Below are 26,104 nucleotides of genomic sequence, written 5' to 3'. Positions count from 1 at the left end.
TAATCCCGTCCAAACAAAAAAGGGCATCACCTTAAGGTGACACCCCAACTTCTATTACATCGCTTCCGAATCCCACTCATGCTCCTGCTGAACAAACACAATTCCTAATTCGTGATGTCCTCCGGCGTATAATGCCGTTTGAGCAAGGCGAAGCTCTCCATTTGTATCTAATACTTCTAATTTACAAAATGCTCCTGTCGTCTTCGTTTGAAGCGCATCATAAAATTCCTCAGCGCTTCTTGGAATGACTCCATTTACTTTCGTAATCACTTCTCCAGGCAGTAAATTCAGCTCTGCCCCAATTGTATTCGGGATTGTATCTAATACAACAAGTCCATCATTACGTGCAGCGAAATACGCCGGTCTCGTCTCATCGGCAATTTTTTCTTGCATGGAAATTGTGAAACGCCCAAGCATTGCGACTCCCACTGCGATAATGGCAAGTACGTGCCACCAATAACTTGCGATTCCTAAAACAAGTACAATTCCTGCTAATCCGTAGACACGTCTTCCTGTAAATAATAAAGCTTCTGTTGGCTCATAACTTCTAATCTTTCTCATAAATCCAATTAAAAATGGAACGAGGAATAAAGAATAGGTATGTGAACCGATTGAAACGACAGGCCACCATGAAATAAACTGCGTTACTGCATCACCTGGTACAAGAATAAAAATAGGAACGATCCATAAACGCTTTGATTCGTGTAAACCAATCTTTAGCCCACGCTTACCCTTCCTAATCTTCGGCGTAGAATATCCTACTGCATTTTTAGAAATCAACAAGCCCTCTACAACGAGCATGACACCTAGTAAAATAGCAAGAGATACAATCGTACTCTCTTCCCCTTCTCCAAGCTGTAAGAAGGAAACTGGTAGCTTAGAAGATACTAGAACGCATACAATTGCGATACTAAACGTATAAGCTGCTGATAAATATCGATACATAGCCGTTAATCCAAATAATAACGTCCAAAGTAAGATGACCCATAAGCTCGCTTTGGAAACGACAAGGCCAAGTCCAATTGTAAGAATAGATACGATTAATCCGTATCCAACTCCTGCAAATAGAGATGTTCGCAGTTCAAACCAAATATCATAAACTTTAAAGGAAAAATCCTTTCGTTCTCGTAACATACGTAAGTATCCAACGAAGATACTACTTATTAAAAATACATAGACAGCAGGGTGTAAGAAAAAACGTCCAACTGCCCGCATTATTTCAAAAATCCATGCCTCCACGAACTCATTCACCACCATTTATATCATTCTTTCTTTTTATATTATCATAACTGGACAAACGTTTGTTTAACACAAAGAAATACAGGCAGCAAACTGCCTGTATTTCTTTTTATCCCGCTTTAATGGGCAGTAAGACCCCCACCTCAAAATTCCGCGAAAGCAAAGAATTTAGGTGGGGGATCCACTGCCCATTAAAGTCCGATTGGTTCAACTAATAATTAGTAGGGATGAAGAAAACCCCCACTGATTAAAGTTTCACTTTATTTCACTATTAATTTTAATGCGGACTGTAATTGTAGATCATTTTCTCCAGAACGGATTTTTTCAATAATTTTAGTTTGAATCGCCTCAGCTGTCTTTTTATCAAGCTGTCCCGTCGCTTCCATCTCATTCGCATTTTGGAATGCTTTCAGCGCTGATTCTGTCTCTTTACTAAAGTATCCATCTTCACGCCCCGGTACATATCCTAAACTCTTAAGCATTTCTTGCGCGTGTTTTACTTGCACATCATTTGAATTGTATGAAAGTGTCTTTTCAATTTGAATTGGTGTCGCATGATAATAATCTGGTTGCTTCACTTCTACTGTTGGCGCGATTCCTTTTTTATGAATCCAGTTTCCATCCGGTGTTAACCATTTAAACATCGTTAATTTAATGTTGCTGCCATCTTTAAATGGAACGGCTTGCTGAACAGTACCTTTACCAAACGTTTTTTCACCAATTAAATCGTATCCTTCTCCCTCTTTTAGCGCACCCGCTAAAATCTCTGAAGCAGAAGCACTTCCGTTATCAATTAATACTGAAATTGGATATGGCTTTTTCTCTTTCAGTTCCGTAGAGAATTTCTTTTTCTCACCATTTCGTTGCTCTACTTGTAGCATCGGCTTTTTATCCGTCATAATTTCCCCTAGTATCTCTTCTACACTATTTAAGTAGCCACCAGGATTACCACGCACGTCAATAACTAAGCCTTTTATGTTTTTCTTCTCTAACTCTTTTAACTGATCCTTAAATTCTTTCGCTGTATTTTCAGCAAAAGAAGTGATTTGCATATAACCGATATCTTTTCCGCTCTCTTGTTTCACAGAACTAAACACCGTGAAGATTGGAATTTTTTCACGCTTAATTTTAAATACAATCGGATCAGCTACTCCTGCACGCTTAATTTCAATCGCGACAGTCGTTCCTTTTTTACCACGAATCTTTAATACTGCTTCTTCACGTGATAAATCTTTCACACTATTTCCATCTACAGATAAAATTTGGTCATTCGGTTTAATTCCAATCTTTTCTGCCGGTGAGCCTTTAATTGGAGATACGATAATAAGCTTACCGTCCGTTTTGTTCACCTCAGCCCCGATCCCCTCTAGCTCAGGATCAAGTGATTCACTAAACTGTTTAGCCGTTTCTTTATCCATATACGTGGAATAAGGGTCCTTCAGCATAGACAACATGCCTTGTATTGCACCTTCGACTAACTTGTCATCCTTCACGTCTTCCACATAACGTGAATCAATTAGTGCATACGCCTCATTAATTTTTGCCAAATTCCCTTGTGAGGTGCTAGCGTTTCCACTCGAAATTGTTTGCGTTACTTCTGCTGGGTTAACCCCAAATAAAGACATACCTGCAAACATTCCGCCAGCACCAATTAAAAATGCAACAACCATTCCAATAATTGCAACTCTACGTTTCAATGCGGAATTCCCCTTTCCAAAACACACAGGTGGTGTAGCAAAAGGCATCACACAGTGTGTGATGCCTTTACCTATTTCTACTATATGATAAGCTTGTACGAATTATGTTTGCAACTTTTTATACTTTTAAGAAGCGACGAATTGACATTACACTTCCCCACATACCGATTAAAGCCCCGATTAACACTAGTAAACCAGCTAATTGGAATACGAAAGGACTGTATGGTAGAAGTTCGAAAATTGTTCCGCCAAGTTTTTCGTTAAACACACTTTGTAGTGAATTATACGTAACTAGAATTAAGCCAATTGGAATAATTGATCCTAATACTCCTAGGAATAATCCCTCTAATAAGAACGGCCAACGAATAAACCAGTTTGTTGCACCTACCAGTTTCATAATTTCGATTTCTGTACTACGAGCATAAATTGTAATTTTAATTGTATTAGAGATTAAGAACATCGCTGTGAATAAAAGACCTGCAATTAACGCAATCCCGATATTACGTCCTGTTTTTACAGTATCAAATAATTTCTCAACTTGACCTTTACCGTATTGAACATTACTTACAAACTGCATTTTCTCAATCTTTTTCGCGATTGTCGCTGTATCTGTTGGTTCTTTTGCTTTTACAATGAATACGTTTTTAAGTGGGTTATCTTGTTCAAATAACTCAAACGTTTTTCCGCTATCACCTAAGCTTTTAATTAAGCGTTTTAGCTCTTCTTCTTTAGAAGAATATTTAATAGATTCTACTTTTGCAATCTTACTCATATCATCTTCTAATTTCTTTTGATCAGCTTCTTTTGCTGCTGGATCAATGTGTACACGAATTTCTACATCTTGCTCTACTTTCGTCGCAAAATGGTTCATATTCATAATCGCTGTTAAAAAGACACCTACAAGTAATAATGTAACTGTTACTGCACTAACAGAAGCAAACGTCATCCATCCGTTACGTGATAGATTCTTTACACCTTCTCGCAAATGTCGACTAAGGGTCTTAGCCTTCATATCCGTATCCTCCCTCAATCTCATCTCGAACAATTTTTCCGCCTTCAATCGCGATTACACGATGACGAATTGTATTTACGATATCTGAGTTATGTGTCGCCATAACAATCGTTGTACCACGCTCGTTAATACGCGTAAAAATCTTCATAATATCAAGAGCTGTTTCAATATCTAAGTTACCTGTTGGCTCATCGGCAATTACAACCTTTGGTCTATTAACAATCGCTCTTGCAATCGCAACACGTTGCTGCTCTCCGCCCGAAAGTTCACTTGGAAGTGCGTCTGCACGATCTTCAAGACCTACAAGACCTAAAACTTCTGTTACACGCTCACGAATGGCTTCTTTTTCTTCTTCAATTACTTCTAAGGCAAACGCAACATTCTCATATACCGTTAACTTAGGTAGTAATTTAAAATCTTGGAAAATTACGCCTAATTGACGACGGAAATATGGAACATCTCTTTCTGCTAATGTTTCAATAACAAGCCCATTTACATTAATTGATCCTGTAGATGGCTTCTCTTCACGATACATCATTTTAATAAATGTAGATTTCCCGGCTCCACTCGGTCCAACTACGTATACAAACTCACCTTGTTTAATGTTAACTGTGAGACCAGCGATGGCTTTCATACCATTCGGGTACTCCTTATAAACATTCGTCATTTTTATCATTATTTATCACCCAATACTTAATGATTTTTTTCGAAATACTTTTCTGTACATCTGAAAATAAAAGATAACCTTTTATTCTCGCTTAACCACTCTTGTTGAAGGTAGTCTACTTACAATCTTTTTATAAGCAATACTACTATGTAATATATTTCAGCAAATTTCTACAAACCTCATTGTAACATCAAACGGTTTCCAGTTCGGATACATTTTTGTTACAGTTATGTTACACCAAAAAAAAAGAAACGAGTCGTCATAGTTCTTACCCAAAATCATTTTGGGATAAGATTATATAACCAACCCGTCCAGTTCACCCTTTTTATTTATGTTCAGCTAACCACTCAGCTACTTTTTTCGCATCCGCACCTTGAATAATTCCTGGTGACATGGAACCGCGACCTTTTTCAATAATCTTTTCAATCTCTGCTGCATCATATTTCTGTCCCACTTTTCGTAAATCCGGCCCAGTTGCTCCCGATAAATCTTTCGCATGACAACCTATACAACTTTTTTGGTAAATTTGCTCTGCGCTATCTGTGCTTGCAGATTGTTTCGAAGGCTTACTCTCTTCTTTATTTCCACATGCTCCTAAAGCAAAAACGACTGATGTTCCTAACGCAATAGCCAACAATTTCTTTTTCACTTCTATCGCTCCCCATTGTTGATATTCTTTTCATTCCTAACACACTCATTTTCATTATAAGCATTATCTTTATATAGAAAAACTAAGGTATATTTCATATTTTTCAAAAATACAGTAAGAACCCTGATAATATAAAGCTTTCATAAGTTGTTTCGATTCTGTGAACAACGTAAAAACTTCTATAAAGAATTCTTGTTGAACAGAAAATCAGAAAAGTTCTGTTAAAGTCTTACTCTATTGGCGCTCTGTTTTACTATTCTCTACTTTTTACAATACAATATACAACATTGTATGCTACATATAATCTCATCAAAAAGAGAAGTTGTCGTTTCCAACTTCTCTTCCCCTTTATTTCATCTATAGAAATAAAATCAAATTCTTTATATCCTCGATTATCCTCAGCATACGCCGACAACTTTGTTGGCTTTTTTTCGCTTATTAGATGCGAGAACGTAAGTAAGCATCAATAAATGGATCAATTTCTCCATCCATAACTGCTTGTACGTTACCAACCTCTGTATTTGTACGGTGGTCTTTCACAAGAGAATACGGGTGGAATACGTAAGAACGAATTTGGCTACCCCATCCGATTTCTTTTTGTTCACCGCGAATTTCATCTAACTCCGCTTGTTGCTCTTCTAATTTCTTTTGGTATAATTTCGCTTTTAACATTTTCATCGCGTGCTCACGGTTTTTAATTTGTGAACGCTCTGACTGACATGTTACAACTGTGTTTGTTGGTGTATGTGTAATACGAACTGCTGAGTCTGTCGTATTAATATGCTGTCCACCTGCACCACTTGCACGGTACGTATCAACTTTTAAGTCTTCTGAACGTATTTCGATTTCAACTTCATCATTGAACTCAGGTACAACTTCACAAGATACGAACGATGTATGACGACGGCCTGAAGAATCGAATGGCGAAATACGTACAAGACGATGTACACCTTTCTCTGCCTTTAAATAACCGTAAGCGTTATGACCTTTAATTAATAAAGTAACACTCTTAATACCAGCTTCATCACCTGGTAAGTAGTCAACCGTTTCTACTTTAAACCCACGTTTTTCAGCCCAACGTGTGTACATACGTAATAACATAGAACCCCAGTCTTGTGACTCTGTTCCACCAGCACCTGGGTGTAATTCTAAAATAGCGTTATTTTTATCATAAGGATCGCTTAGTAGTAACTGAAGCTCATACTCATTCATTTCTTGAATTAAACCTTTCACTTCTGATTCAAGCTCCTCATGTAAATCTTCATCATACTCTTCTTTTAAAAGCTCATGCGTGATTTCTAAATTTTCAAATGTCTCATCTAACTGACGGAACTTTCCAACCATCTCTTTCAGTGCATTAGCTTCGTTAATTACAGCTTGTGCGCCTTGTTGGTCATCCCAAAATCCTGCACCCATCATTGTCTCTTCTAAATCTGCAATTTGTTTCTCCTTAGTAGGAAGGTCAAAGAGACCCCCTAAAAGCCGCTAATCGCTTAGCCATTTTCTCTAATTCTTGTCTAATTTCTACTAATTCCATTTCCTTCACCTCTATGTAATTGCTGTTACTTTCTTATGAAAACAAGGGAAACTCTCTCCACTTATGACGGAGAGAGTTTAAACTTTCTTAATTATACATTTTTGATGTAAAATTTTGCAAAGCAATCTGGGCTACCGCCCTGTATTACTTCCCGATACCACAGCAGTTTTTATATTTTTTACCGCTACCACATTTACATAAATCGTTGCGGCCTACTTGGTCACCTTTTACAACTGGTTTTTTCTTCGCTTCTTCGCCATCGCTAGATGGATGAACAGCTTCACCTTGAACAACTTCTTGACGCTCTAAGTTTTGTTCAATTTCAGCTTTCATAATATAACGAGAAATTTCCTCTTCAATAGAAGCAATCATTGACTCGAACATTGCGAATCCTTCCATTTGATACTCACGAAGTGGATCAATTTGACCGTAAGCACGTAAATGAATACCTTCACGAAGGTGATCCATCGCATCAATATGCTCTGTCCATTTCGTATCTACTACACGGAATACAACAACTTTTTCGAACTCACGCATTTGCTCTTCTGGCAGAAGCTTTTCTTTGTCGTTGTAACGCTCTATTAATTTCGCGATAATTGGCTCGCTCATTTCCTCTGGAGCAAGACGACGTAACTCTTCTTCTTTTATATCGCCTTCTTGCAGAAGGTTGGCATTTAAGTAGTCAACAAGACCTTTAATGTTCCAATCTTCTTCAATTTCCTCTTGTGTATGAAGCGCAACAGCACGTTCTACTGTAGATTTCATCATACCTTCAATAATACTGCGTAAGTTCTCAGAATCCATTACTTCTTGACGCTGTTTGTAAATAACTTCACGTTGCTGACGAAGTACATCATCGTACTGCAGTAACTGCTTACGTGCATCATAGTTATTTCCTTCTACACGTTTTTGTGCAGATTCTACCGCACGAGAAACCATTTTACTTTCAATCGGCTGTGAATCATCCATACCAAGACGATCCATCATCGCTTTCATATTGTCAGAACCGAATCGGCGCATTAGTTCATCTTCCATAGACAAGTAGAACTGCGTTACACCAGGGTCCCCTTGACGACCAGCACGACCACGTAACTGATTATCAATACGACGGCTTTCGTGACGCTCTGTACCGATAACTGCTAGACCAACGTTTTTAATATCGTCTCCAAGCTTAATATCCGTACCACGACCAGCCATATTCGTCGCAATCGTTACAGCACCTTTCATACCAGCTTCTGCAATGATATCTGCTTCACGCGCATGGTTTTTCGCGTTTAAAATGTTATGGCGTACACCTTTACGTGTTAACATTTTTGAAATAAGCTCTGACGTTTCAATTGCAACTGTACCGACAAGAATAGGTTGCCCTTGTTTATGACGATTTACAATATCCTCAACAACTGCATTGAATTTGCCTTCCATTGATTTGAAGATTAAATCAGCACGGTCATCACGAATAATATCTTTATTCGTTGGAATTACGATAACATTCATATTGTAAATACTACGGAATTCTTCTTCTTCCGTTTTCGCTGTACCAGTCATACCAGATAACTTTTCATACATACGGAAATAGTTCTGGAACGTAATTGTTGCGAGTGTCATACTTTCATTTTGAATTTCTACGCCTTCTTTTGCTTCAATAGCTTGGTGCAAACCTTCGCTATAACGACGACCTTTCATAAGACGACCAGTGAATTGGTCTACAATTACGATTTCGCCTTCTTGTACAACATAATCTGTATCAAGATGCATAACAACGTGTGCACGAAGCGCCTGATTAATATGGTGAAGAAGTGCGACATGTTTTAAATCGAATAAGTTTTCAATATGGAAAGCTTTCTCTGCTTTCGTAATACCATCTTCAGTTAACATTACATTTTTCGTTTTCACATCAAATGAATACTCTTTTTCATTTTCTAATGTACGAACGAATGCATTTGCAAACATGTATAGCTCTGTTGATTTTTGAGCTTGTCCCGAAATAATAAGCGGCGTACGTGCTTCATCGACTAAAATAGAATCGACTTCATCGATAATAGCAAAATGAAGTGGACGCTGAACGCACTGTTCTCTATATAAAACCATGTTGTCACGTAAGTAATCGAATCCAAGCTCATTATTTGTGCTATACGTAATATCAGCAGCATAAGCCTCTTGTTTCTCTTCGCGTGACATGCTGTTTAAGTTAATTCCTACTGTTAAGCCTAGGAACTCATGAAGTTGTCCCATTTCGCTCGCATCACGTTGTGCTAAGTATTCATTGACTGTAACAACGTGAACACCTTTTCCTGTTAAAGCATTTAAATATACAGGTAATGTAGATGTTAATGTTTTACCTTCACCCGTTTTCATCTCAGAGATATTCCCTTCATGTAAGGCAATACCACCCATTAACTGCACGCCATACGGACGCATTCCAAGAACACGAGTCGCAGCTTCGCGAACAACTGCAAAAGCTTCTGGAAGTAGATCATCTACTGTCTCACCTTTTGTTAGACGTTCTTTAAATTCAAGCGTCTTTCCTTTTAATTGTTCATCTGTTAGTGGCTTAATAGATGATTCTAATGCATCAATTTGCTCAACTGTCTTCTGCATACGTTTAATTTGGCGTTGATTTACATCAAATACCTTTTTTAAAATACCGATCATAGGAAATACGCTCCTCTTTTTTATTAAAATAAAACTTCCGATTGTTTTTTCTTTTTCTATTACAATCAGTCGTTATAAAAATCAAATGTATGTTATGCCAATTTTTCTCCTAATTAAAAAAACTAAACTGTATATACCTAATGATAATTGTAACACTTGTCTTATAACTATGACAACAATCGGCCGAATGTCTCGTTCTAAATTAAGAAAACTTTTAAAAAAAATCTATTTTCAGCAAAAAAAGCGCAGCCATTTCGGCTGCGCTTTTGAATTATTATTTAGTTTCGATTAAACCATATTTCCCATCTTTACGGCCGTATACAACATTAGTTTCATTTGTATCAGCATTTGTGAAGACGAAGAAATTATGTCCTAGCATATCCATTTGTAGGATCGCTTCTTCAACGTCCATCGGTTTTAAATCAAATCGTTTTGTACGTACAAGTTCTAATTCATCCTCTTCTACCGCATCCAGAACAGCTACTGCTTCTGGAAGGATAAAGTTCGTTTTCATAGAACCTTTCTCACGTAACTTACGATTTACCTTTGTTTTATGTTTACGAATTTGTCGCTCAAGTTTATCAACTACTAAATCGATAGCAGCGTACATATCGCTATTAGTTTCTTCTGCACGAAGTAATAAATCAGTAAACGGAATTGTTACCTCGACACGTTGCTTGTCAGAGTATACTTTTAAATTAACTTTAATCTCTGGGAATGTATCAAAATAACGCTCTAACTTACTTAGTTTTTTCTCTACATATTCCTTTAATGCTGGAGTTACTTCAATATTTTCACCACGAATGTTGAATTTCATAGATGAATTCCTCCTTTCAAGCCTATGTACTATAATTTCGACATTGGCTTAAAAACTCCTTCTAACTTTTTTAAAAAAATTAGTGGAATTGCGATTTTTTTATCGTTTTTTGTTGAAATGAAAAGATGCATCGTTTCTATCTTTATTTTATCCTATTAACATCGTGAATAACGAATATAACTGTGGACAATTCGTTACAGAAAAGAAACAACTTTTTGACAACTTGATTCATAACAAAAACCCCTTGCAAAAAACAAGAGGTTCTACCATATATATAACGTTGCCACAAACGCAGCTCTCTCTTCCCAAAAACAATATTCCTACAGTTTTACAACATTAGCTGCTTGTGGTCCACGTGCTCCATCTACAATGTCAAACTCAACTTGTTGCCCTTCTTCTAATGACTTATATCCATCTTGTTGAATAGCAGAAAAATGAACAAACACATCATCACCATCTTCACGCTCAATAAACCCAAATCCCTTTTCTGCATTGAACCATTTCACTCTTCCTTGCATGTTCATTCCATTCCCTTCACTCTAAAAATCAGGGCATTCGCCCCATACTTTGACTATAACGAATGACAACTTACGAAGTCAAAGAAGACTTATCGTCTTTTTATTATCCCTTTCGACAGTTACAGATCAACTTCTACAAAGCGTCAAACTAGAAACTTCCCTTGCTCCTCTATCGTATAAAAGACTTCCAATTTGTCTAACTGTAATTCCTGTCGTATATACATCATCAACGAGTAAGATATGTTGATCATGAAACATATCTTCTCCCTGAAAATAAAAAGGATTACTTCCCGAAAGCCTTTCTTTACGTGTCTTCTTACTTTGCTTTTCTGTTTCCCTTCTTCTTAATGAGGGATAAGAAATTTTGACAGGCAAACAAGCTGCTAATAACTCTGCCTGATTAAAACCACGTTCATATTCCCGTTCCCTACTAAGCGGAACAGCAATAACACTTGAAACATCCGTAAAATACTTTTGAAATAGTTCCCGAAAGGATCGATGAAAAATACGAACCAACTCCGCATCCCCCCGGAACTTAAACTGTGCTAATATTTCTTTCATCTCATCATCGTACACGTGCAAAGAACGATTTTTTAAAGGACGATAATTCTCCTCATTTATCCACCTTACGCAATCCACACAAATATCATTTTCTTTATATTCGGAAGTCAAGTCCTCTAAAGGTCGCCCACACTCCATGCAAATCTCTCCTATAATATAGGAAAGTTTCCGCTCACACCTATCACATATATATTTTTTGTGAGACTTTACAAAGAAGGTGTACCAACTAACTGTTTCCAACATATACTCATCGCAAAGTAGACAATGCATTAATCGATTAATCCTTGTTCTTTCGCCCTTTTGTTCATACTTTGAATATGCCTTTTCGCGCGTACCATCGCCTCTGTCTTACCGCAATGAAAATAAACGACCTCGCCATAAGGTTCTTCAAAACTACGACCTGCTCGGCCTGCAATTTGTACAAGCGCACTTTCTGAAAAGATTTCTTCTTCCGCCCCTAACACCGCAACTTGTAAATTCTTCACAGTTACTCCTCTCTCTAAAATTGTCGTTGTAACTAATAACGGAATTTCTCCCTTTCTGAAAGCTGCTACTTTTTCTTTTCTCATCGGATCTTCTGCATGTACACCATCGATTCTAGGATCCAAAGTTTTCAATATCAGGCTCAATTCTTCTATATATCGCACATGAGGAACAAATAAAAAAATGGGATACTTTTTGCTTACGTACATTTTTAACCATTGTAGTAACACTCGAGGAATTCTTTTATGGTGGAGACTTTTCTTCCAATTTTCGCACCAGCAAAATAGAGGAACTGGTAACGGATGACGATGGTATCGTCCAGAGACAATGATACCTTTTTGTTTCCCGCTTCTGAAATTACGCTTCCACTTTTCATCTGGAGTTGCAGTTAAATAAATACGCGCTGCTTTCTCTTTCATCGCTTGTTGCACTGCATACTGCAACATTTGATCCGCATAATACGGGAAGGCATCTATCTCATCTACAATCATGACATGAAACGCTCTATAGTAACGTAACAGTTGATGCGTAGTTGCAACGACTAACGCTGCATCTTTGTCCCGGTCTACACTCCCTCCGTATAAAGCAGCTACATTTATATGTGGAAACACTTCTTGTAATCTCGGTGCTAATTCCAGTACAACATCTGTTCTTGGCGTTGCGATACAAACCCTTTCTCCTTTTCGCAATGCCTCTTCCATACCGTAAAATAGCATTTCAGTTTTTCCAGCCCCGCACACAGCCCAAATAAAAAAAGAGTCTTTCTTCTTAATAGCTTCTATAACACCTTGTGCTGCCAAATCCTGACCAGTAGACAAGGTCCCGTTCCACTGTAACGAATTTATACCTTTTTCTCCTTTTCTTTCAGCGATCCCACGAATGAGTACAGCACATTCACTAACTCTTCCCATCGTTATACACTTCCGGCAATACGTACATACTTTACTGCACCTTTTACATAAAAATGACGCAAATAATCGCTGCTCTATATTTCCGCAGCGCTGACACATATATTTAGAAGCTTTCTTTTTTACACCTTGTACACATACGACCTCTCTCTTCTTTTTCAAATCTTGTAATGTATCCCGTAAATCTGAAGAGAGTTCCTCTAATAGTAACTGTTTCCCTGCTAACATCAGCAACCACCTCCATCACTACTATAAACCCTTCTCATAATCTCGTAAAAAATCAAAAAAGCCGATAACCTACTTATAAAATAGTAAGCTATCGACTTTATACACATGTTTTATTCGTTTATAAATCCTAGAATCTACCGTATCCTAAGAAATGTTTTTGGTTGTAGCTACTGCTTAAGCTAGCGTAAGCAATCCCTTTATCACCAGCATGAATCATTTGGCCATTACCAACGTAAATACCGATGTGAGATGGACCTGGTTTATAAGTACCTTGGAAGAATACTAAATCTCCAGGTTGTGGGCTACTTACTTTAGAAACTGAATTCCAGTAACCATTAACATCTTGACGTCCTACACCGAAGACGTAAGAAATAAATCCACTACAGTCAAAACCACCGTTTGATGGAGATGCACTTCCCCAAACATATGGCATACCTAAGTATTGTTGTGCTTTACCAATTACGCCAGGAGCTGGAGCTGGGCCTGGTGTTGGTTCTGCTTTTTTCTCTTCTTTTTTAGGTTCTTCTTTTTTAGGTTCTTCTTTTTTAGGTTCTTCCTTTTTAGTCTCTTCTTTTTGAGCTTGTCCACCATTGTTTGCTGGTGCTGCAGGTGCAGCTTGCTCTGCTGGTGCTTGTGCTGTAGGCGCTTGCGCATCTTTAGCAGCTTGTTCTGCTTGTTTTTGAGCAGCAGCTTCTTGTGCAGCTTTTTCTTGTGCTTCTTGTTCAGCAATACGTTGTAATTGTAGTGCTTGTTTTTCAAGATCTTTCAATTGACTTTCCGTACTTGTCATTGAAGTTACAACTGTATCCATTTTACCGCTTAAATCATTTACTGCTGTTGATTTTTTCGCTTTTTCAGCGTCAAGTTCTTTCTTAGCAGTTTCAATTTGAGCTTGTGCTTCTTTTAATTCTTTTTGCTTTGTTTTTACCGTTTCAACATCTTTTTTCACGTTCGCTTGATCTTCTTGTTGTGTTTTCATGATATCTTCGTCAGACTCAAGAATTTTAGAAACAGAAGTTAAACGATCAACTAAATCTGCAACGTTTTTAGAGTTTACAAGAACTTCTGTTACAACGTTCGTATTTGGTTGTTCTTGAAGTGCAACTAAACGTTTTCTTAATAACTCTTCACGTTTTGCAATTTTCGTTTGTAGTTCTGCAATATCTTTATTTTTATTTTCGATTAATTGCTCAGTATCCGCAACTTTTTTCGTTGTTTCATCAAGTTTTGAAGCATTCTCTTGAACAGATTTATCCAAACCTTGAATTGTTTTGTTTAAGTCATTCATTTGTTTTTGTAATACATCACGTTCTTGTTGTTGTTTATGTAAAGTGTCATTTTGTGTATTAATTTGTGATTTCACGTCAGAAATTTTATCTTCTGCAAATACATTTGGTGTTAGTCCTGAAAACATTAACCCTGCAACTAATGCGCAAGATGCCATTTTTAGCTTTTTCATTTTATTTTTTACACCGCTTTCTTTTGTCTTTTTTCCGTATATAACCTATAAAATTTATACCATAATTCGGGATTTTTTTTGCTAATGTTACGCTATTGTAAAACAAATGTAATATTATATGTAACTCTATCGCAAAATATGCATATTTTTGTATATATGTGTAGAATTTTAAAAGCTTTTTATAAGCAAAGAAAAAACGCAAGGTTTCCCTTACGTTTTGTTACATACACTAATACGAATGAAATCAAAACGTTATTTCATCCACTGCTCAGCCCACTTTTGGACTTCATCCATAACACTTTCTAATGCTTTCCCTTTTTCAGTTAAGCCGTACTCGATTCGAACTGGTACTTCCGGATAAACATTACGAACTACAATGCCTTCGCTTTCCAATTCCTTTAAACGCTCTGATAACATACGATCGCTCATATTCGGTATAATATCTGCGATTTCTCTAAAACGTTTTGACTCTTCAAGCAAAGATTTAATAATTAAGCCCGTCCATTTTTTACTAAGCAAAGTAAAAGCTGACTCAAACTTTGGACATAAACAAGAATTATGCTCCATATGTTTCACCTCTCTTCTATTATAATATAGTTTCTTGTAAAAAGTAAGTTATAAAACTTTCCTCATTATTTTATTTTACGCACATTTTATAATTTCCAAATATTAACTTGTCAACTACACGTAAAATATCCGTAAAAAAACCCTCTTCAAAAAGAGAGCTTTTTATATTTTATTACTTCGTATACCATCCAAGACCTAGTGCACCTTCACCTAAATGCGTACCAATTACAGCACCGAAATAACCTGTGCGGATTGTAACATGAGGATATTTTGCTTCTAATTCTGCCTTCCATTCATTCGCTTCCTCTTCACGTTGTGCATGAATGATAACTGCTTCCATAGGTACACCTTGACTTGCTTGCTCATCAAAAATTTCAACAATTCGTTTTAACGCTTTTTTACGTGTACGAATCTTTTCAAATGGAATAATGATTTTATCTCTAAAATATAAAACGGGCTTCACTTGTAACAAACTACCAATGAAAGCTTGTGCACTATTTAATCGTCCTCCACGTTGTAAATGATGTAAATCATCCACTACAAAATAAGCGTCCATCGTTTTCTTCATTTCATCAAAACGGGCAACGATCTCTTTCGGATCTTTTCCTTCGCTTGCTAGCTTTGCACCTTCACGTACATAGAATCCTTGTACTTCACAACTAATTTCAGAGTCGTACGTATATACATCAATACCCTCTACCATTTGCCCGGCTGTCGTTGCCGTTTGATATGTACCACTAATCCCACTTGAAAGATGAATGCTAATAACCGCATCATAATCCTTAGATAGTTCTTCAAATAACTCAACAAACTTTCCGATTGCTGGCTGAGAAGTTTTCGGAAGTTCTTCTTGCTCACGTACTTTTACATAGAAATCATCTACTGAAATTTCAGCTTCTTCTTGATAAGATTCCGTTCCAAACACAACGTTTAATGGAATCATATATATATTGAGTTCATCACGAATATGCTTCGGTATATATGCTGTACTATCAGTAACAATAGCTGTTTTCATTTGCGTACCTGCCTTATAAAAAAGTTTTTATTCCCTAAGTTTACACGAAAACTAAAAATGGTGCATCCATACATGAAAACGCCGATTTGAAATAATACTTACCATCTCGACAAATTACAACAAAAAGGTGAAATACTCACCAAAAATTTCAACTTATTTATAAAAAATGTTTGAATATAAAAACGCTCGCTTTTAAAATGTAAAGTACTAGTCATTTTGGTAGATAGGGGCGTATACGAGTGTTATTACAATATTTAACAATCAAAGACTACGGTAAGCACGAAATTGTCATTCAAAAATCAAGATTTATTTGTTATGTTAGCAGAGCTACAACCGAAGCAGAAGCTCAAGAATTTATACAAAAAATAAAAAAACAAAATTGGAATGCCACACATAATTGTTCTGCGTATTTGATTGGCGAACAAGATCAAATCCAAAAAGCAAATGATGATGGAGAACCTAGCGGCACAGCTGGCGTACCTATGTTAGAGGTACTAAAAAAACGCGGTTTAAAAGATACCGTCGTTGTCGTTACACGCTATTTTGGTGGCATCAAACTTGGCGCAGGTGGATTAATTCGCGCATATGGAAAATGTACAAGCGAAGGCATTAATCATGTCGGTGTTGTTCAGCGAAAACTGATGCGTGTTATGCAGACCGAAATTGATTACACATTACTTGGCAAAATTGAAAATGAATTACGTAATTCGAAATATGCCATTAAAGATATACATTATCTCGAAAATGTCACATTTGATACGTATGTAGAAGAAGACGGAAAACAAGCATTCACAGATTGGATGATTGAGTTAACAAATGGGAAATGTACAATTACAGAAGGAGATATGTTGTACTTAGAACAAAATGTTATCTAAGAATAACTACATCCTCACCTTTAAAGATTAATGTAGTGAATTACTTTCCTACAAATGAACTAAGGAGATTATATATGGAAGAACGTTATTATCATCTCCAAAATAGCAGAATAAAAAAGAAACGAAGAAGAAAGTTTTTCTACTTCCTTATTTTCGTATTTTTATTTGGTGGTGTAGGACTTTATATATTAAATTCCTACTCTTCTCTCATGGGGATGTATAGTGGTTTTACTCGTGAAAAATCGGATTTGAGAACCGAAGATGTAGAAATTACAAAGGAGCCTTTTACACTCCTCATTATGGGTATAGAAGATTATGCAACGGACGGTCAAAACGGTCGTACCGATTCATTAATGTTTGCGACCGTCAATCCTAAAACTAAAAAGATTTCGCTTATGAGTATCCCTCGTGATAGTCGCGTTCCAATTGTTGGTAAGAACAAAGAGGACAAAATTAACGCTGCGCACGCTTACGGCGGAGAAGAAATGGCAATCAAAACTGTCGAAGGTTTTCTAAAAGTGCCTGTAGACCATTATCTTAAAATTGATTTCCAAGGATTTAAAGGTATTGTTGATGCTGTTGGCGGTGTTACTGTTGATGTCCCCTTCGATTTTTGGGAGCGTTCAGACGTGGATTACTACAAAAAAATCGAATTTAAGCAAGGACAACAAGAATTAAATGGTGAAGAAGCACTCGCTTACGTTCGTATGCGAAAGCAAGATCCAAATGGCGATTATGGTCGTGCTACTAGACAAAGACAACTACTAGCTGCTGTTGCTCAAAAACTAAATTCCACCTCTACCGTATTTAAAATTAAAGATTTAACGGCAGTAGTTGGAAAATATATAAAAACTGACATTCCTATTTCAGATGGCCTTGCTCTTTACAATAAACTTTCTGGGTTTGATCCTTCTACAATGCAAACATTCAAGCTTGAAGGAGAAGACAAAAAAATAGGTGGTATTTATTACTTCCTTCCAGATCCAATCGGTGTAGAGACAGTACGTAACGAAATTAAAAAAGAATTAGGAGAAACAGCAAACACTCAAGAAAATCCGACTACAAAAACCGAATCAAATCCTTCTTCAAATTCTAACTCTGACGAAAAAGCAAAGAAAGAAACGAATCAGAACAAAACACCAACTGAACCACCTCCTTCTACGAATGCTCATGCAGAGTGGATTATGAGAAATCAGCAATAACAAAAAGAGCCAAATCGCATATGATTTGGCTCTTTTTTATTTACTTATTAAAGTGTTGTAAAATTGCTTCTACAATGCGCTCTGATGCACGGCCATCACCGTAAGGATTAGATGCTTTTGACATCTTATCATGAGCTTCTTTATCTGATAACAACTCATCAGCAAGACCAAAGATTGTCTCTTCGTCTGTTCCTGCTAATTTCAATGTACCTGCTTCAATACCTTCTGGGCGCTCTGTTGTATCACGAAGAACAAGAACCGGTACACCAAGTGACGGCGCTTCCTCTTGTACACCACCAGAATCAGTTAACATTAAGTATGAACGAGCTGCAACATTGTGGAAATCAATTACATCTAGCGGCTCAATTAAATGAATACGGCTATGATCGCCTAAAATATCATTCGCTGTCTCACGAACAACTGGGTTCATATGAACCGGATACACAACTTGTACGTCTTCATGCTTATCAACAAGACGTTTAATTGCACGGAACATATTACGCATTGGCTCTCCTAAGTTTTCACGGCGGTGAGCTGTCATAAGTACAAGACGATCGTTTCCAAGTTTCTCTAGTACAGGATGACTATATGTTTCTTTTACAGTCGTTTTTAGTGCGTCAATCGCTGTATTTCCTGTTATGAAAATGCGTGACTCATCTTTATTTTCTTTCTGTAAGTTCGTTGCTGATTTTGTTGTAGGTGAGAAATGAAGATCTGCCATGACACCTGTTAATTGGCGATTCATCTCTTCTGGGTATGGAGAATATTTATCCCATGTACGAAGTCCTGCTTCAACATGACCTACTGGAATTTGATTGTAGAAAGCAGCTAAACTTGCAATAAATGTTGTCGTTGTATCACCATGTACAAGTACAATATCCGGCTTTGCTTCTTTCATTACTTTATCCAAACCTTCTAAACCACGCGTTGTAATATCAATTAAAGTTTGGCGGTCTTTCATAATATTCAAATCGAAATCTGGCGTAATTCCAAAGATACTTAATACTTGGTCTAACATTTGACGATGTTGCGCTGTTACAGTCACAATCGACTCAATTTTTTCTGGATGTTTTTGCAACTCTAACACAAGAGGTGCCATTTTAATTGCTTCTGGACGTGTCCCGAAAATTGTCATTACTTTTAAACGTTCAGTCATTTCATTGCCTCTTTTCTTTCACTAGTTACAACTTCTATTATGACATATAAGAATATACATGAATACATGCCTTTTTAACGAATAACGGAAAAGTCCCTCTTACAAATACTTTCTCTTCCAACCGAATAATAATCTATCTCTTGCTTCTTGACATCCTCAACATTATAACAATTTCTTCCATCTAATAAAATAGGTTCTCTCATAAGTTGTGCGTACTTTTCTAACGGATAAGCTCGGATAGCCTCCCATTCTGTCATGATAAAAGCCGCACTCGCTCCTCTAATCGATTCATCTATACATTCGCTATATTGTATAGTCTCTCCAAAGATATTTTTCATATTTGGAATCGCTTTTGGGTCATATAGAACTACATCCGCACCTATATGAATTAATTCTTGCATCATAATAAGGGACGGTGCGTCTCTTATATCATCAGTATTCGGTTTAAATGCCGCTCCTAGCACCGCAATCCGCTTCTTGTTCATATTTAATACTTTCTTCGCTTTCTCAATCAATAACAACTGTTGTTTATTATTCACTTCAATGACTGCTTTTAACAAGCGAAAATCATGCGCCACATTCCCTGCAATTTGCACAAGGGCTTTCGTATCTTTCGGAAAACACGAACCCCCATAACCAATGCCCGCATTTAAAAAAGACGCTCCAATTCTCTTATCCATTCCCATCCCTTGTGCAACGTCTAATACATTGGCTCCTACCTTCTCACATATATTTGAAATTTCATTGATAAAACTAATTTTTGTCGCTAAAAAAGCATTCGATGCATATTTAATCATCTCTGCACTTTTTATATTTGTAACATACGTTTTTAAGCGTAATTCACTATACAAATTCTCCACTTTTCGTGCCGCTTCCTCATTATCTGCTCCAATTACAATACGATCTCCCTGAAAAAAATCGTAAATCCCTGAACCTTCCCGTAAAAATTCCGGATTCGATACGATATGTAATTCATATCTATTTTGTAATTTCTCCTCAATCCATCCCCTCATAACATCATTTGTACCTACAGGAACCGTACTTTTCGTAACGACAATAATGTCATTCGTCGCATATGTTCCAATATCGTCACAAGCACTTCGAATATATGTTAAATCCGCTGTCCCATCTAATAAAGATGGCGTTCCAACTGCAATAAATATAAATTCTGCATCGTAAAATGCTTTTACTCTACTTGTTGTAAAAGTTAAACAATCATTCTCACATGCATCATTTATTAATTCATATAAACCCGCTTCATAAATAGGCAGATCTCCTTGCTTTATCCGTTCAATTTTCTCATCATTTATATCAAAACATGTGACTGAATGGCCTAACATTGCCAATCCTACTCCTGTAATTAATCCAACGTATCCGGTACCTATTATCGTAATTTTCATTTCCTTTTCGCACAGGAATATACAATAGAAAATATACGAATACATAGAATTCTCCCTGTGCTTCCCCCTCTCACATTAAAAATGAGAAAACTCTTTTACTTCTTTATTATATGAATTACTTTTTCCATTCTTTTTTAAGTTTTTGTAAAATTACATGTAAGAATATAAAATGAAACTTTATTCAGTAAGGGGCATCCATCATCGACTAATTATTAGTTAAACCAATCAGGCTTTTACAGGAATTAAGATCCCCACCTAACTTCTTTTCTCCAACTGAATTTTGAGGTGCGAACCTTACTGCCCGTTCATGCGGATAAATTCCCACATTTTAACACGGAACTTACTCATTTCTAGGTGTAACACTTATAATACTGAAATAAAAATATTCATTATCGAGAAAAGAGAAAATGTCATATTCTAAAGTCCAATACAATTAACCTTCTCAAACGATTCAACATTCTGTATACAATTGTCATATATTCTATCCGCTTCCATTTACCACACAAAGAAAAAAAGATTGAATTCTAATCTTTTTGTGATACCATATGTTATGAGCCTGTAAATAAACATCATAATTTTCAGATAAATATATTAAAAAAAATTACGTTAGACTATAAAAGGGTGGGGTATTAATGGACTCACAAGTGATTTATGCCATCTTGGCATCTTTCATCACTGTACTCGTCGTTACTCCTTTAGTTATTAAGTTAGCTTTTAAAATAGGAGCAACAGATAAGCCAAACGCTCGTAAAGTGCATCAAAAGATTATGCCTCGTCTTGGCGGGTTAGCGATATTTATTGGTGTAGCTGTAGGATTTGTTGTCGGCGGCTTATACGAACAAAGAATGTTATCGATAACGCTAGGTGCGATTATCATTGTAATCATCGGTATTTTAGATGATATGTACGAGTTATCTGCGAAGGTAAAATTCGGTGGACAACTACTAGTTGCCATGATGATTGTAAAAAGTGGATTATTAGTGCAAGTATTATATATCCCAATCCTCGGGGATACTGAACTTGGATGGCTTGCTTATCCAATTACAGTATTTTGGATTGTAGGTATTACAAATGCAATCAACTTAATTGATGGCTTAGATGGGTTATCTGCTGGTATTTCATCTATCGTACTTGCAACGCTAGCATATATGGCCTTCACTAGCCCATGGGGCACTGGAGCCGCTATTATCTTACCACTAGCATTAATTACATTAGCAAGTACAATTGGATTTTTATTCTACAACTTCCATCCAGCAAAAATTTTCATGGGAGATACAGGCGCGCTATTTTTAGGATACTGTATTTCTGTTATATCGTTACTTGGATTATACAAAAGTGTAACGTTATTCAGCTTTATCGTTCCAGTTATTATTTTAGGCGTACCTGTATTTGATACGACATTTGCAATTATCCGTCGTATCGTAAATAAAAAACCTATTTCAGCACCAGATAAATCGCATTTACATCACCGTTTACTTGCAATGGGCTTCTCTCATCGTAAAACGGTACTAATTATATACGCATTCGGTATTTTCTTTAGTGTAAATGCAATCATTTTCTCTAGTGCGACATTATGGTTATCCATTATTCTTCTTTTCGTTTTAATCTTCTTTACAGAAATCATTGCTGAAGTAATTGGGCTTGTACATGAACGTTACAAACCACTTATTTCCTTTTATAAAAAAGTGAAAAAACGCGAAGACTAATTGTAGTATAGCCTTTACAATTATGAAATATTCAAATAGCATCCTCTTTCTTATAAGAGGATGCTATTTTTTATTCATCATTTTATATTTCCAAAATATAGATTGTTTGAGAGCTCCACTATTGGAGAAAGATATACATAATAAGAAAAAGATTATATTTTCTTTTTTACATCTTGATTGTCAAACTGAGGGTGAATGTTATGATCAAGCGAGTATTTCAATACGTTATTTTATTTTTAACAATTACTATGTACGCGTCATCTCATGCAGGAGCAACTACAATGACCCCTGCTGAACATCATCCAAATACTGAAACTACCTCTCCTATCCAAAAAATCGCGTACTTAACATTTGATGACGGACCAAACAAATATACTACGCAAATTTTAAACATCTTAAAGGAAAAGAACGGAAAAGCAACTTTCTTTGTTATTGGTGGAAAAGTACCACATTATAAAAAAACAATGCAACGATTAATTAAAGAGGGGCATTATATCGGACTTCACAGTATGTCACACGATGTAAAACGCCTTTACACTGGTGATCCATCCGCTTTAATTACAGAAATGGAACAAACACAAAATATTGTTCAGCAAGTTACAAAATTAAATTCACATCTCGTTCGTGTCCCGTATGGTAGCATGCCTTACTTAAAAAAGAATTACCGTGATGCACTTGTATCCGCCCAGTATAAAATGTGGGATTGGACAATCGATACATATGACTGGAAAAGCTATGACAATCCTTCTGCCATACTAGAAAGAGTACGTAATCAGAGCGACGAACAAGTCGAAGTGATTTTAATGCATGATTCGAGTGTAACCGTACAAATACTGCCTAAAGTAATTGATTACTTACAGTCACAAGGATACAAACTTCTTCCCTATAATCCATCTTCTCACCTCGAAGTGAACTTTTGGAAAGACACAAGATTGTAACAGCTTTAGTGCCTATTTGCTAAAGCTGTTTTATTTTTCTCTTCCCACTCTTCCCATTTTTGTGTAAAATTTTAAATAGTGATGAAGTTTCGAGGTGAATAGAAATGAAACGAATAGATCTCATTTTTAACGCAATACAAGAAGGCAATTATATAGAAGGTGTAACCGCATCAGAACTCGCTACCCTGTTGCAACTAGATCGTGCCAATGTAAGTAGCGACTTAAACAAACTTGTAAAAGATAAACGTTTATTAAAAACAAATACGCGCCCTGTTCGTTTTTATATAGAAACGAACGCTTCGTTGGAAACGCATTCAAAGGAAATGACTTCATTAGATACATTTGCAATTGAAAATACAAGCCTTAAAATCGCAATCGAAAAAGCGAAAGCTTCTATTCTCTATCCTCCAAACGGTATGCATACTTTACTGCTAGGAGAAACAGGGGTCGGAAAATCTATGTTCGCTTCTTTAATGCACGAATATGCAATTGAAGTTGAACAGCTTCCTAAAAATGCACCATTTATCGTCTTTAACTGTGCCGATTACGCAAATAATCCACAGCTACTACTGGGGCAGTTATTTGGGATTAAAAAAGGAGCTTATACAGGGGCAAGTGATCAAAAAGGGTTAATTGAAAAAGCACATGAAGGGATCCTTTTCTTAGATGAAGTACATCGCCTTCCTCCAGAGGGACAAGAAATGCTTTTCACCTTTATTGACCGCGGGGTATACCGCCGCCTTGGAGAAACAGAAAACGAGCGTAAAGCACAAGTATTAATCATTACTGCAACAACAGAAGAACCAAATTCATTTTTATTAAAAACATTTACAAGACGTATACCAATGACTGTTACGCTGCCACCACTTCGTGAGCGTACACATAAAGAACGATTTGCTTTACTGCAACTATTTTTCACAAATGAAGCAATCCGTCTGCGAAAAGAAATTCACGTTAGTCCGAATGCAATGCGCGCTTTCGTCTTTTACAATTGCCCCAATAACATCGGGCAATTAAAAACAGATGTACAAATTGCCTGTGCGAAAGCCTATTCTGACCTTGTGACAAAGAAACGTGATTCTGTCTATGTTTCAAGTACAGATTTACCTTGGTATATGAAAGAAGGGCTATTCATTGAAAGAAAGAGCCGTCATCTATACCAAATACCAAATGAAACATTTATATTTACAGGTGATGAAGGATGGAGTAATCATAAAATAGAGAATGAAAAACGTTCTTCTATTTACGATTATATTGATTATAAATACGAAGAACTTCAAGCTCGCGGTATTGAAGAAGACGAATTAGAATTACTAATAGAAAATGATATTCAAAGCTTTTTCGTACAATATTTTAACCAAATTTCTAAAAAAACAAGTCATGAAAATGTTTTTAAAATCGTGGATCGTAATATCGTTTCCGTATGTGAAAGAATTGCGGAACTTGCTGAAAAGCATTTATCTAAGACGTTTGATGAAAAAGTATTTCTCGCTTTAAGCTTACATGTACAGACAACTCTACAACGTTTGCAAGCTGGGAAACAAATTCATCACCCACAATTAAATCAAATTCGTACGAAATATAAAGACGCTTTTTCCGTAGCTATGCAATGCATTCAACTACTGGAGGACGAATTACAAATAACAATGCCTATTGATGAAGCAGGCTTTTTAACAATGTTCTTCGTTGTTGATCCAATTCCTGCCTCACAAACAGAAGTAAAAGTATTAATATTAGCGCACGGCAACGGCATCGCAACAGAAATGGCAAACGTCGCAAACGAACTGCTCGGCATTGAGGAAGTAACCGGTATCGATATGCCGTTACATGAATCGCCGAAAGATTTCTTAGAGCGTGTGAAAGTGTATATGAAAACACTCCAAAATGTAAATGGACTTCTCTTACTCGTCGATATGGGCTCACTCGCTTACATTGGTGATATATTAGAAACTGAGTTCAAAATTCCGGTACGTGTTCTTTCCATGACAAGCACTCCACATGCACTAGAAGCAGCTCGAAAAGCTCAACTTGGCTACTCGTTAGATGCATTGTATGAGACAGTGAAGAACTTAACACCGTTTTACTTAAACGTACAAGAAGAAAAGAAAAAGCCACTATCACCAATGAAGTCTGTTATTTTAACAGCTTGTTTAACTGGGGAAGGCAGTGCTTTAGCTATTCAAAAAATGTTAGAGAACTATTTGCGATTTGACAAAGACTTAATTGAAATTATTCCGATTAGTATCGTCCATGAAAAAGATTTAACGAAAATGATTGAGAACATAAAAAAAGAGCGGAATATTATTTGTATCGTCACAAATTTCGATGTGCAAGTGCCATGCTTAACATACCATTTCCAAGACATTGTAAACTACACAGCGATTCAGCCAATTCAAGAATTAATTACGTATGAAGAAACATATGCAAAAATGGCTGATATTCTGGAACAACAAATGCAGCGGAACGACGGAGCATTACTTATTAAAACAATTCGTTACGCATTAAATACAATTCAAGAATTAATTTCCTTACAGCTAACTCCTGACAGCTTAATGGGTGTGATTCTGCATATGAGCTGTATGGTTGACCGTCTTCAAAAAGGAGAAAGCCTCCTCCCTCATCCAGATAAAGAGAAACGAAGACAAGATGAGTACTGGATGTATATGAAAGTGAAAAAAGCATTACAACCAATTGAAAATACATTTGAAATACAAATACCTGATGATGAAGTGTTTTATATCATGGACTTCTTCATTAAAAATCAGCCTGTAAAAAATTAATCGAAGCAGTTTTTTAAATATATCGATTTACCGACAAT

General features: G+C 36.5%; 21 protein-coding genes. 5 read left to right on the top strand and 16 right to left on the bottom strand.

Features of this window, described 5'->3' with window-relative positions; translation table 11 throughout:
- Positions 1 to 54: 54 nt before the first annotated feature.
- The 14 genes from QCI46_RS01565 to QCI46_RS01500 all read right to left on the bottom strand — a co-directional run bounded on the left by QCI46_RS01565 (position 55) and on the right by QCI46_RS01500 (position 16,009).
- The gene (locus tag QCI46_RS01565) at positions 55 to 1,239 is read right to left on the bottom strand and encodes a PDZ domain-containing protein (protein ID WP_353839455.1); all 1,185 of its coding nucleotides are present in this window, start codon (positions 1,237 to 1,239) and stop codon (positions 55 to 57) included.
- 260 nt (positions 1,240 to 1,499) lie between these two features.
- Positions 1,500 to 2,936: a S41 family peptidase gene (locus QCI46_RS01560; protein ID WP_483299005.1), complete on the bottom strand. Its 1,437-nt coding sequence runs from the start codon at positions 2,934 to 2,936 to the stop codon at positions 1,500 to 1,502.
- Positions 2,937 to 3,054: 118 nt separating this feature from the next.
- Positions 3,055 to 3,948: a permease-like cell division protein FtsX gene (gene ftsX, locus QCI46_RS01555; RefSeq protein ID WP_000645020.1), complete on the bottom strand. Its 894-nt coding sequence runs from the start codon at positions 3,946 to 3,948 to the stop codon at positions 3,055 to 3,057.
- Positions 3,938 to 4,624, bottom strand: coding sequence for a cell division ATP-binding protein FtsE (gene ftsE, locus QCI46_RS01550; protein WP_000594325.1), 687 nt, complete (start codon positions 4,622 to 4,624; stop codon positions 3,938 to 3,940). Before ftsE ends, ftsX begins: the two co-directional genes overlap by 11 nt.
- A 316-nt stretch (positions 4,625 to 4,940) precedes the next feature.
- Entirely contained in the window at positions 4,941 to 5,264 is a 324-nt protein-coding gene (gene cccB, locus QCI46_RS01545; protein ID WP_131931508.1) for a cytochrome c551, read from the bottom strand.
- A gap of 438 nt (positions 5,265 to 5,702) precedes the next feature.
- Positions 5,703 to 6,801, bottom strand: a protein-coding gene (gene prfB, locus QCI46_RS01540; protein WP_097908205.1) for a peptide chain release factor 2 whose coding sequence is annotated in 2 segments (ribosomal slippage) — positions 5,703 to 6,728 and positions 6,730 to 6,801 — 1,098 coding nt in all. Because the reading frame shifts where the segments join, the coding sequence is not laid out codon by codon here.
- A 144-nt stretch (positions 6,802 to 6,945) separates the two neighbouring features.
- Positions 6,946 to 9,453, bottom strand: a complete 2,508-nt coding sequence (gene secA, locus QCI46_RS01535; RefSeq protein WP_048542521.1) for a preprotein translocase subunit SecA — start codon at positions 9,451 to 9,453, stop codon at positions 6,946 to 6,948.
- 274 nt (positions 9,454 to 9,727) lie between these two features.
- The gene (hpf, locus tag QCI46_RS01530; RefSeq protein ID WP_000671189.1) at positions 9,728 to 10,270 is read right to left on the bottom strand and encodes a ribosome hibernation-promoting factor, HPF/YfiA family; all 543 of its coding nucleotides are present in this window, start codon (positions 10,268 to 10,270) and stop codon (positions 9,728 to 9,730) included.
- Positions 10,271 to 10,590: 320 nt separating this feature from the next.
- Positions 10,591 to 10,788 (bottom strand): cold shock protein CspC, encoded by a 198-nt coding sequence (cspC, locus tag QCI46_RS01525; protein ID WP_001990088.1) that lies wholly within the window; start codon positions 10,786 to 10,788, stop codon positions 10,591 to 10,593.
- A gap of 126 nt (positions 10,789 to 10,914) precedes the next feature.
- Positions 10,915 to 11,619 carry a ComFC family protein gene (locus QCI46_RS01520; protein ID WP_353839454.1) on the bottom strand — a complete coding sequence of 235 codons (705 nt, stop codon included), beginning with the start codon at positions 11,617 to 11,619 and terminating at the stop codon, positions 10,915 to 10,917.
- A complete protein-coding gene (comFA, locus tag QCI46_RS01515; protein ID WP_353839453.1) occupies positions 11,619 to 12,968 on the bottom strand; it encodes an ATP-dependent helicase ComFA in 1,350 nt (449 codons plus the stop codon). Before comFA ends, QCI46_RS01520 begins: the two co-directional genes overlap by 1 nt.
- A 127-nt stretch (positions 12,969 to 13,095) precedes the next feature.
- On the bottom strand, positions 13,096 to 14,427 hold the full coding sequence (locus QCI46_RS01510) for a C40 family peptidase (protein WP_353839452.1): 1,332 nt from the start codon (positions 14,425 to 14,427) through the stop codon (positions 13,096 to 13,098).
- Positions 14,428 to 14,679: 252 nt separating this feature from the next.
- The gene (locus tag QCI46_RS01505) at positions 14,680 to 14,994 is read right to left on the bottom strand and encodes a winged helix-turn-helix transcriptional regulator (RefSeq protein WP_088608300.1); all 315 of its coding nucleotides are present in this window, start codon (positions 14,992 to 14,994) and stop codon (positions 14,680 to 14,682) included.
- 172 nt (positions 14,995 to 15,166) lie between these two features.
- Positions 15,167 to 16,009, bottom strand: a complete 843-nt coding sequence (locus QCI46_RS01500) for a DegV family protein (protein WP_000844775.1) — start codon at positions 16,007 to 16,009, stop codon at positions 15,167 to 15,169.
- Positions 16,010 to 16,248: 239 nt separating this feature from the next.
- On the opposite strand from QCI46_RS01500, the gene QCI46_RS01495 reads away from it, so the two are divergent.
- Both QCI46_RS01495 and QCI46_RS01490 read left to right on the top strand, forming a co-directional pair.
- Positions 16,249 to 16,884, top strand: a complete 636-nt coding sequence (locus QCI46_RS01495) for a YigZ family protein (RefSeq protein ID WP_353839451.1) — start codon at positions 16,249 to 16,251, stop codon at positions 16,882 to 16,884.
- Between the two features lie 74 nt (positions 16,885 to 16,958).
- Positions 16,959 to 18,086, top strand: a complete 1,128-nt coding sequence (locus QCI46_RS01490) for an LCP family protein (RefSeq protein WP_353839450.1) — start codon at positions 16,959 to 16,961, stop codon at positions 18,084 to 18,086.
- A 40-nt stretch (positions 18,087 to 18,126) separates the two neighbouring features.
- Here the strand turns inward: QCI46_RS01490 and wecB are convergent, their stop codons facing one another.
- On the bottom strand, positions 18,127 to 19,242 hold the full coding sequence (gene wecB / locus QCI46_RS01485; RefSeq protein WP_000140139.1) for a non-hydrolyzing UDP-N-acetylglucosamine 2-epimerase: 1,116 nt from the start codon (positions 19,240 to 19,242) through the stop codon (positions 18,127 to 18,129).
- Positions 19,243 to 19,316: 74 nt separating this feature from the next.
- Positions 19,317 to 20,687 (bottom strand): UDP-glucose dehydrogenase family protein, encoded by a 1,371-nt coding sequence (locus tag QCI46_RS01480; protein WP_353839449.1) that lies wholly within the window; start codon positions 20,685 to 20,687, stop codon positions 19,317 to 19,319.
- Positions 20,688 to 21,274: 587 nt separating this feature from the next.
- Between QCI46_RS01480 and QCI46_RS01475 the strand changes: the two genes are divergently transcribed.
- From QCI46_RS01475 to QCI46_RS01465, 3 genes are all read left to right on the top strand, one after another.
- Complete coding sequence (locus QCI46_RS01475; RefSeq protein ID WP_000378314.1) at positions 21,275 to 22,348, top strand: glycosyltransferase family 4 protein; 1,074 nt, start codon at positions 21,275 to 21,277, stop codon at positions 22,346 to 22,348.
- Positions 22,349 to 22,548: 200 nt separating this feature from the next.
- Positions 22,549 to 23,286, top strand: a complete 738-nt coding sequence (locus tag QCI46_RS01470) for a polysaccharide deacetylase family protein (protein ID WP_098149527.1) — start codon at positions 22,549 to 22,551, stop codon at positions 23,284 to 23,286.
- Between the two features lie 104 nt (positions 23,287 to 23,390).
- Positions 23,391 to 26,066 carry a sigma-54-dependent transcriptional regulator gene (locus tag QCI46_RS01465; protein WP_046960087.1) on the top strand — a complete coding sequence of 892 codons (2,676 nt, stop codon included), beginning with the start codon at positions 23,391 to 23,393 and terminating at the stop codon, positions 26,064 to 26,066.
- The last annotated feature ends 38 nt before the right edge of the window (positions 26,067 to 26,104 follow it).

Source organism: Bacillus cereus group sp. RP32, from assembly GCF_040459735.1.
Lineage (GTDB): Bacteria > Bacillota > Bacilli > Bacillales > Bacillaceae_G > Bacillus_A > Bacillus_A wiedmannii.
This window is presented reverse-complemented; position numbering and strand designations above follow the sequence as displayed.

What these genes read in the sequence shown, in the direction of transcription:
- QCI46_RS01480 (WP_353839449.1), bottom strand. Translation starts at nt 20,687, where the DNA reads ATGTATTCGTATATTTTCTATTGTATATTCCTGTGCGAAAAGGAAATG.
- wecB (WP_000140139.1), bottom strand. Translation starts at nt 19,242, where the DNA reads ATGACTGAACGTTTAAAAGTAATGACAATTTTCGGGACACGTCCAGAA.
- ftsX (WP_000645020.1), bottom strand. Translation starts at nt 3,948, where the DNA reads ATGAAGGCTAAGACCCTTAGTCGACATTTGCGAGAAGGTGTAAAGAAT.
- ftsE (WP_000594325.1), bottom strand. Translation starts at nt 4,624, where the DNA reads ATGATAAAAATGACGAATGTTTATAAGGAGTACCCGAATGGTATGAAA.
- hpf (WP_000671189.1), bottom strand. Translation starts at nt 10,270, where the DNA reads ATGAAATTCAACATTCGTGGTGAAAATATTGAAGTAACTCCAGCATTA.
- QCI46_RS01475 (WP_000378314.1), top strand. Translation starts at nt 21,275, where the DNA reads ATGGACTCACAAGTGATTTATGCCATCTTGGCATCTTTCATCACTGTA.
- QCI46_RS01505 (WP_088608300.1), bottom strand. Translation starts at nt 14,994, where the DNA reads ATGGAGCATAATTCTTGTTTATGTCCAAAGTTTGAGTCAGCTTTTACT.
- QCI46_RS01470 (WP_098149527.1), top strand. Translation starts at nt 22,549, where the DNA reads ATGATCAAGCGAGTATTTCAATACGTTATTTTATTTTTAACAATTACT.
- QCI46_RS01510 (WP_353839452.1), bottom strand. Translation starts at nt 14,427, where the DNA reads ATGAAAAAGCTAAAAATGGCATCTTGCGCATTAGTTGCAGGGTTAATG.
- comFA (WP_353839453.1), bottom strand. Translation starts at nt 12,968, where the DNA reads ATGTTAGCAGGGAAACAGTTACTATTAGAGGAACTCTCTTCAGATTTA.
- QCI46_RS01465 (WP_046960087.1), top strand. Translation starts at nt 23,391, where the DNA reads ATGAAACGAATAGATCTCATTTTTAACGCAATACAAGAAGGCAATTAT.
- secA (WP_048542521.1), bottom strand. Translation starts at nt 9,453, where the DNA reads ATGATCGGTATTTTAAAAAAGGTATTTGATGTAAATCAACGCCAAATT.
- QCI46_RS01490 (WP_353839450.1), top strand. Translation starts at nt 16,959, where the DNA reads ATGGAAGAACGTTATTATCATCTCCAAAATAGCAGAATAAAAAAGAAA.
- QCI46_RS01500 (WP_000844775.1), bottom strand. Translation starts at nt 16,009, where the DNA reads ATGAAAACAGCTATTGTTACTGATAGTACAGCATATATACCGAAGCAT.
- cspC (WP_001990088.1), bottom strand. Translation starts at nt 10,788, where the DNA reads ATGCAAGGAAGAGTGAAATGGTTCAATGCAGAAAAGGGATTTGGGTTT.
- QCI46_RS01520 (WP_353839454.1), bottom strand. Translation starts at nt 11,619, where the DNA reads ATGCATTGTCTACTTTGCGATGAGTATATGTTGGAAACAGTTAGTTGG.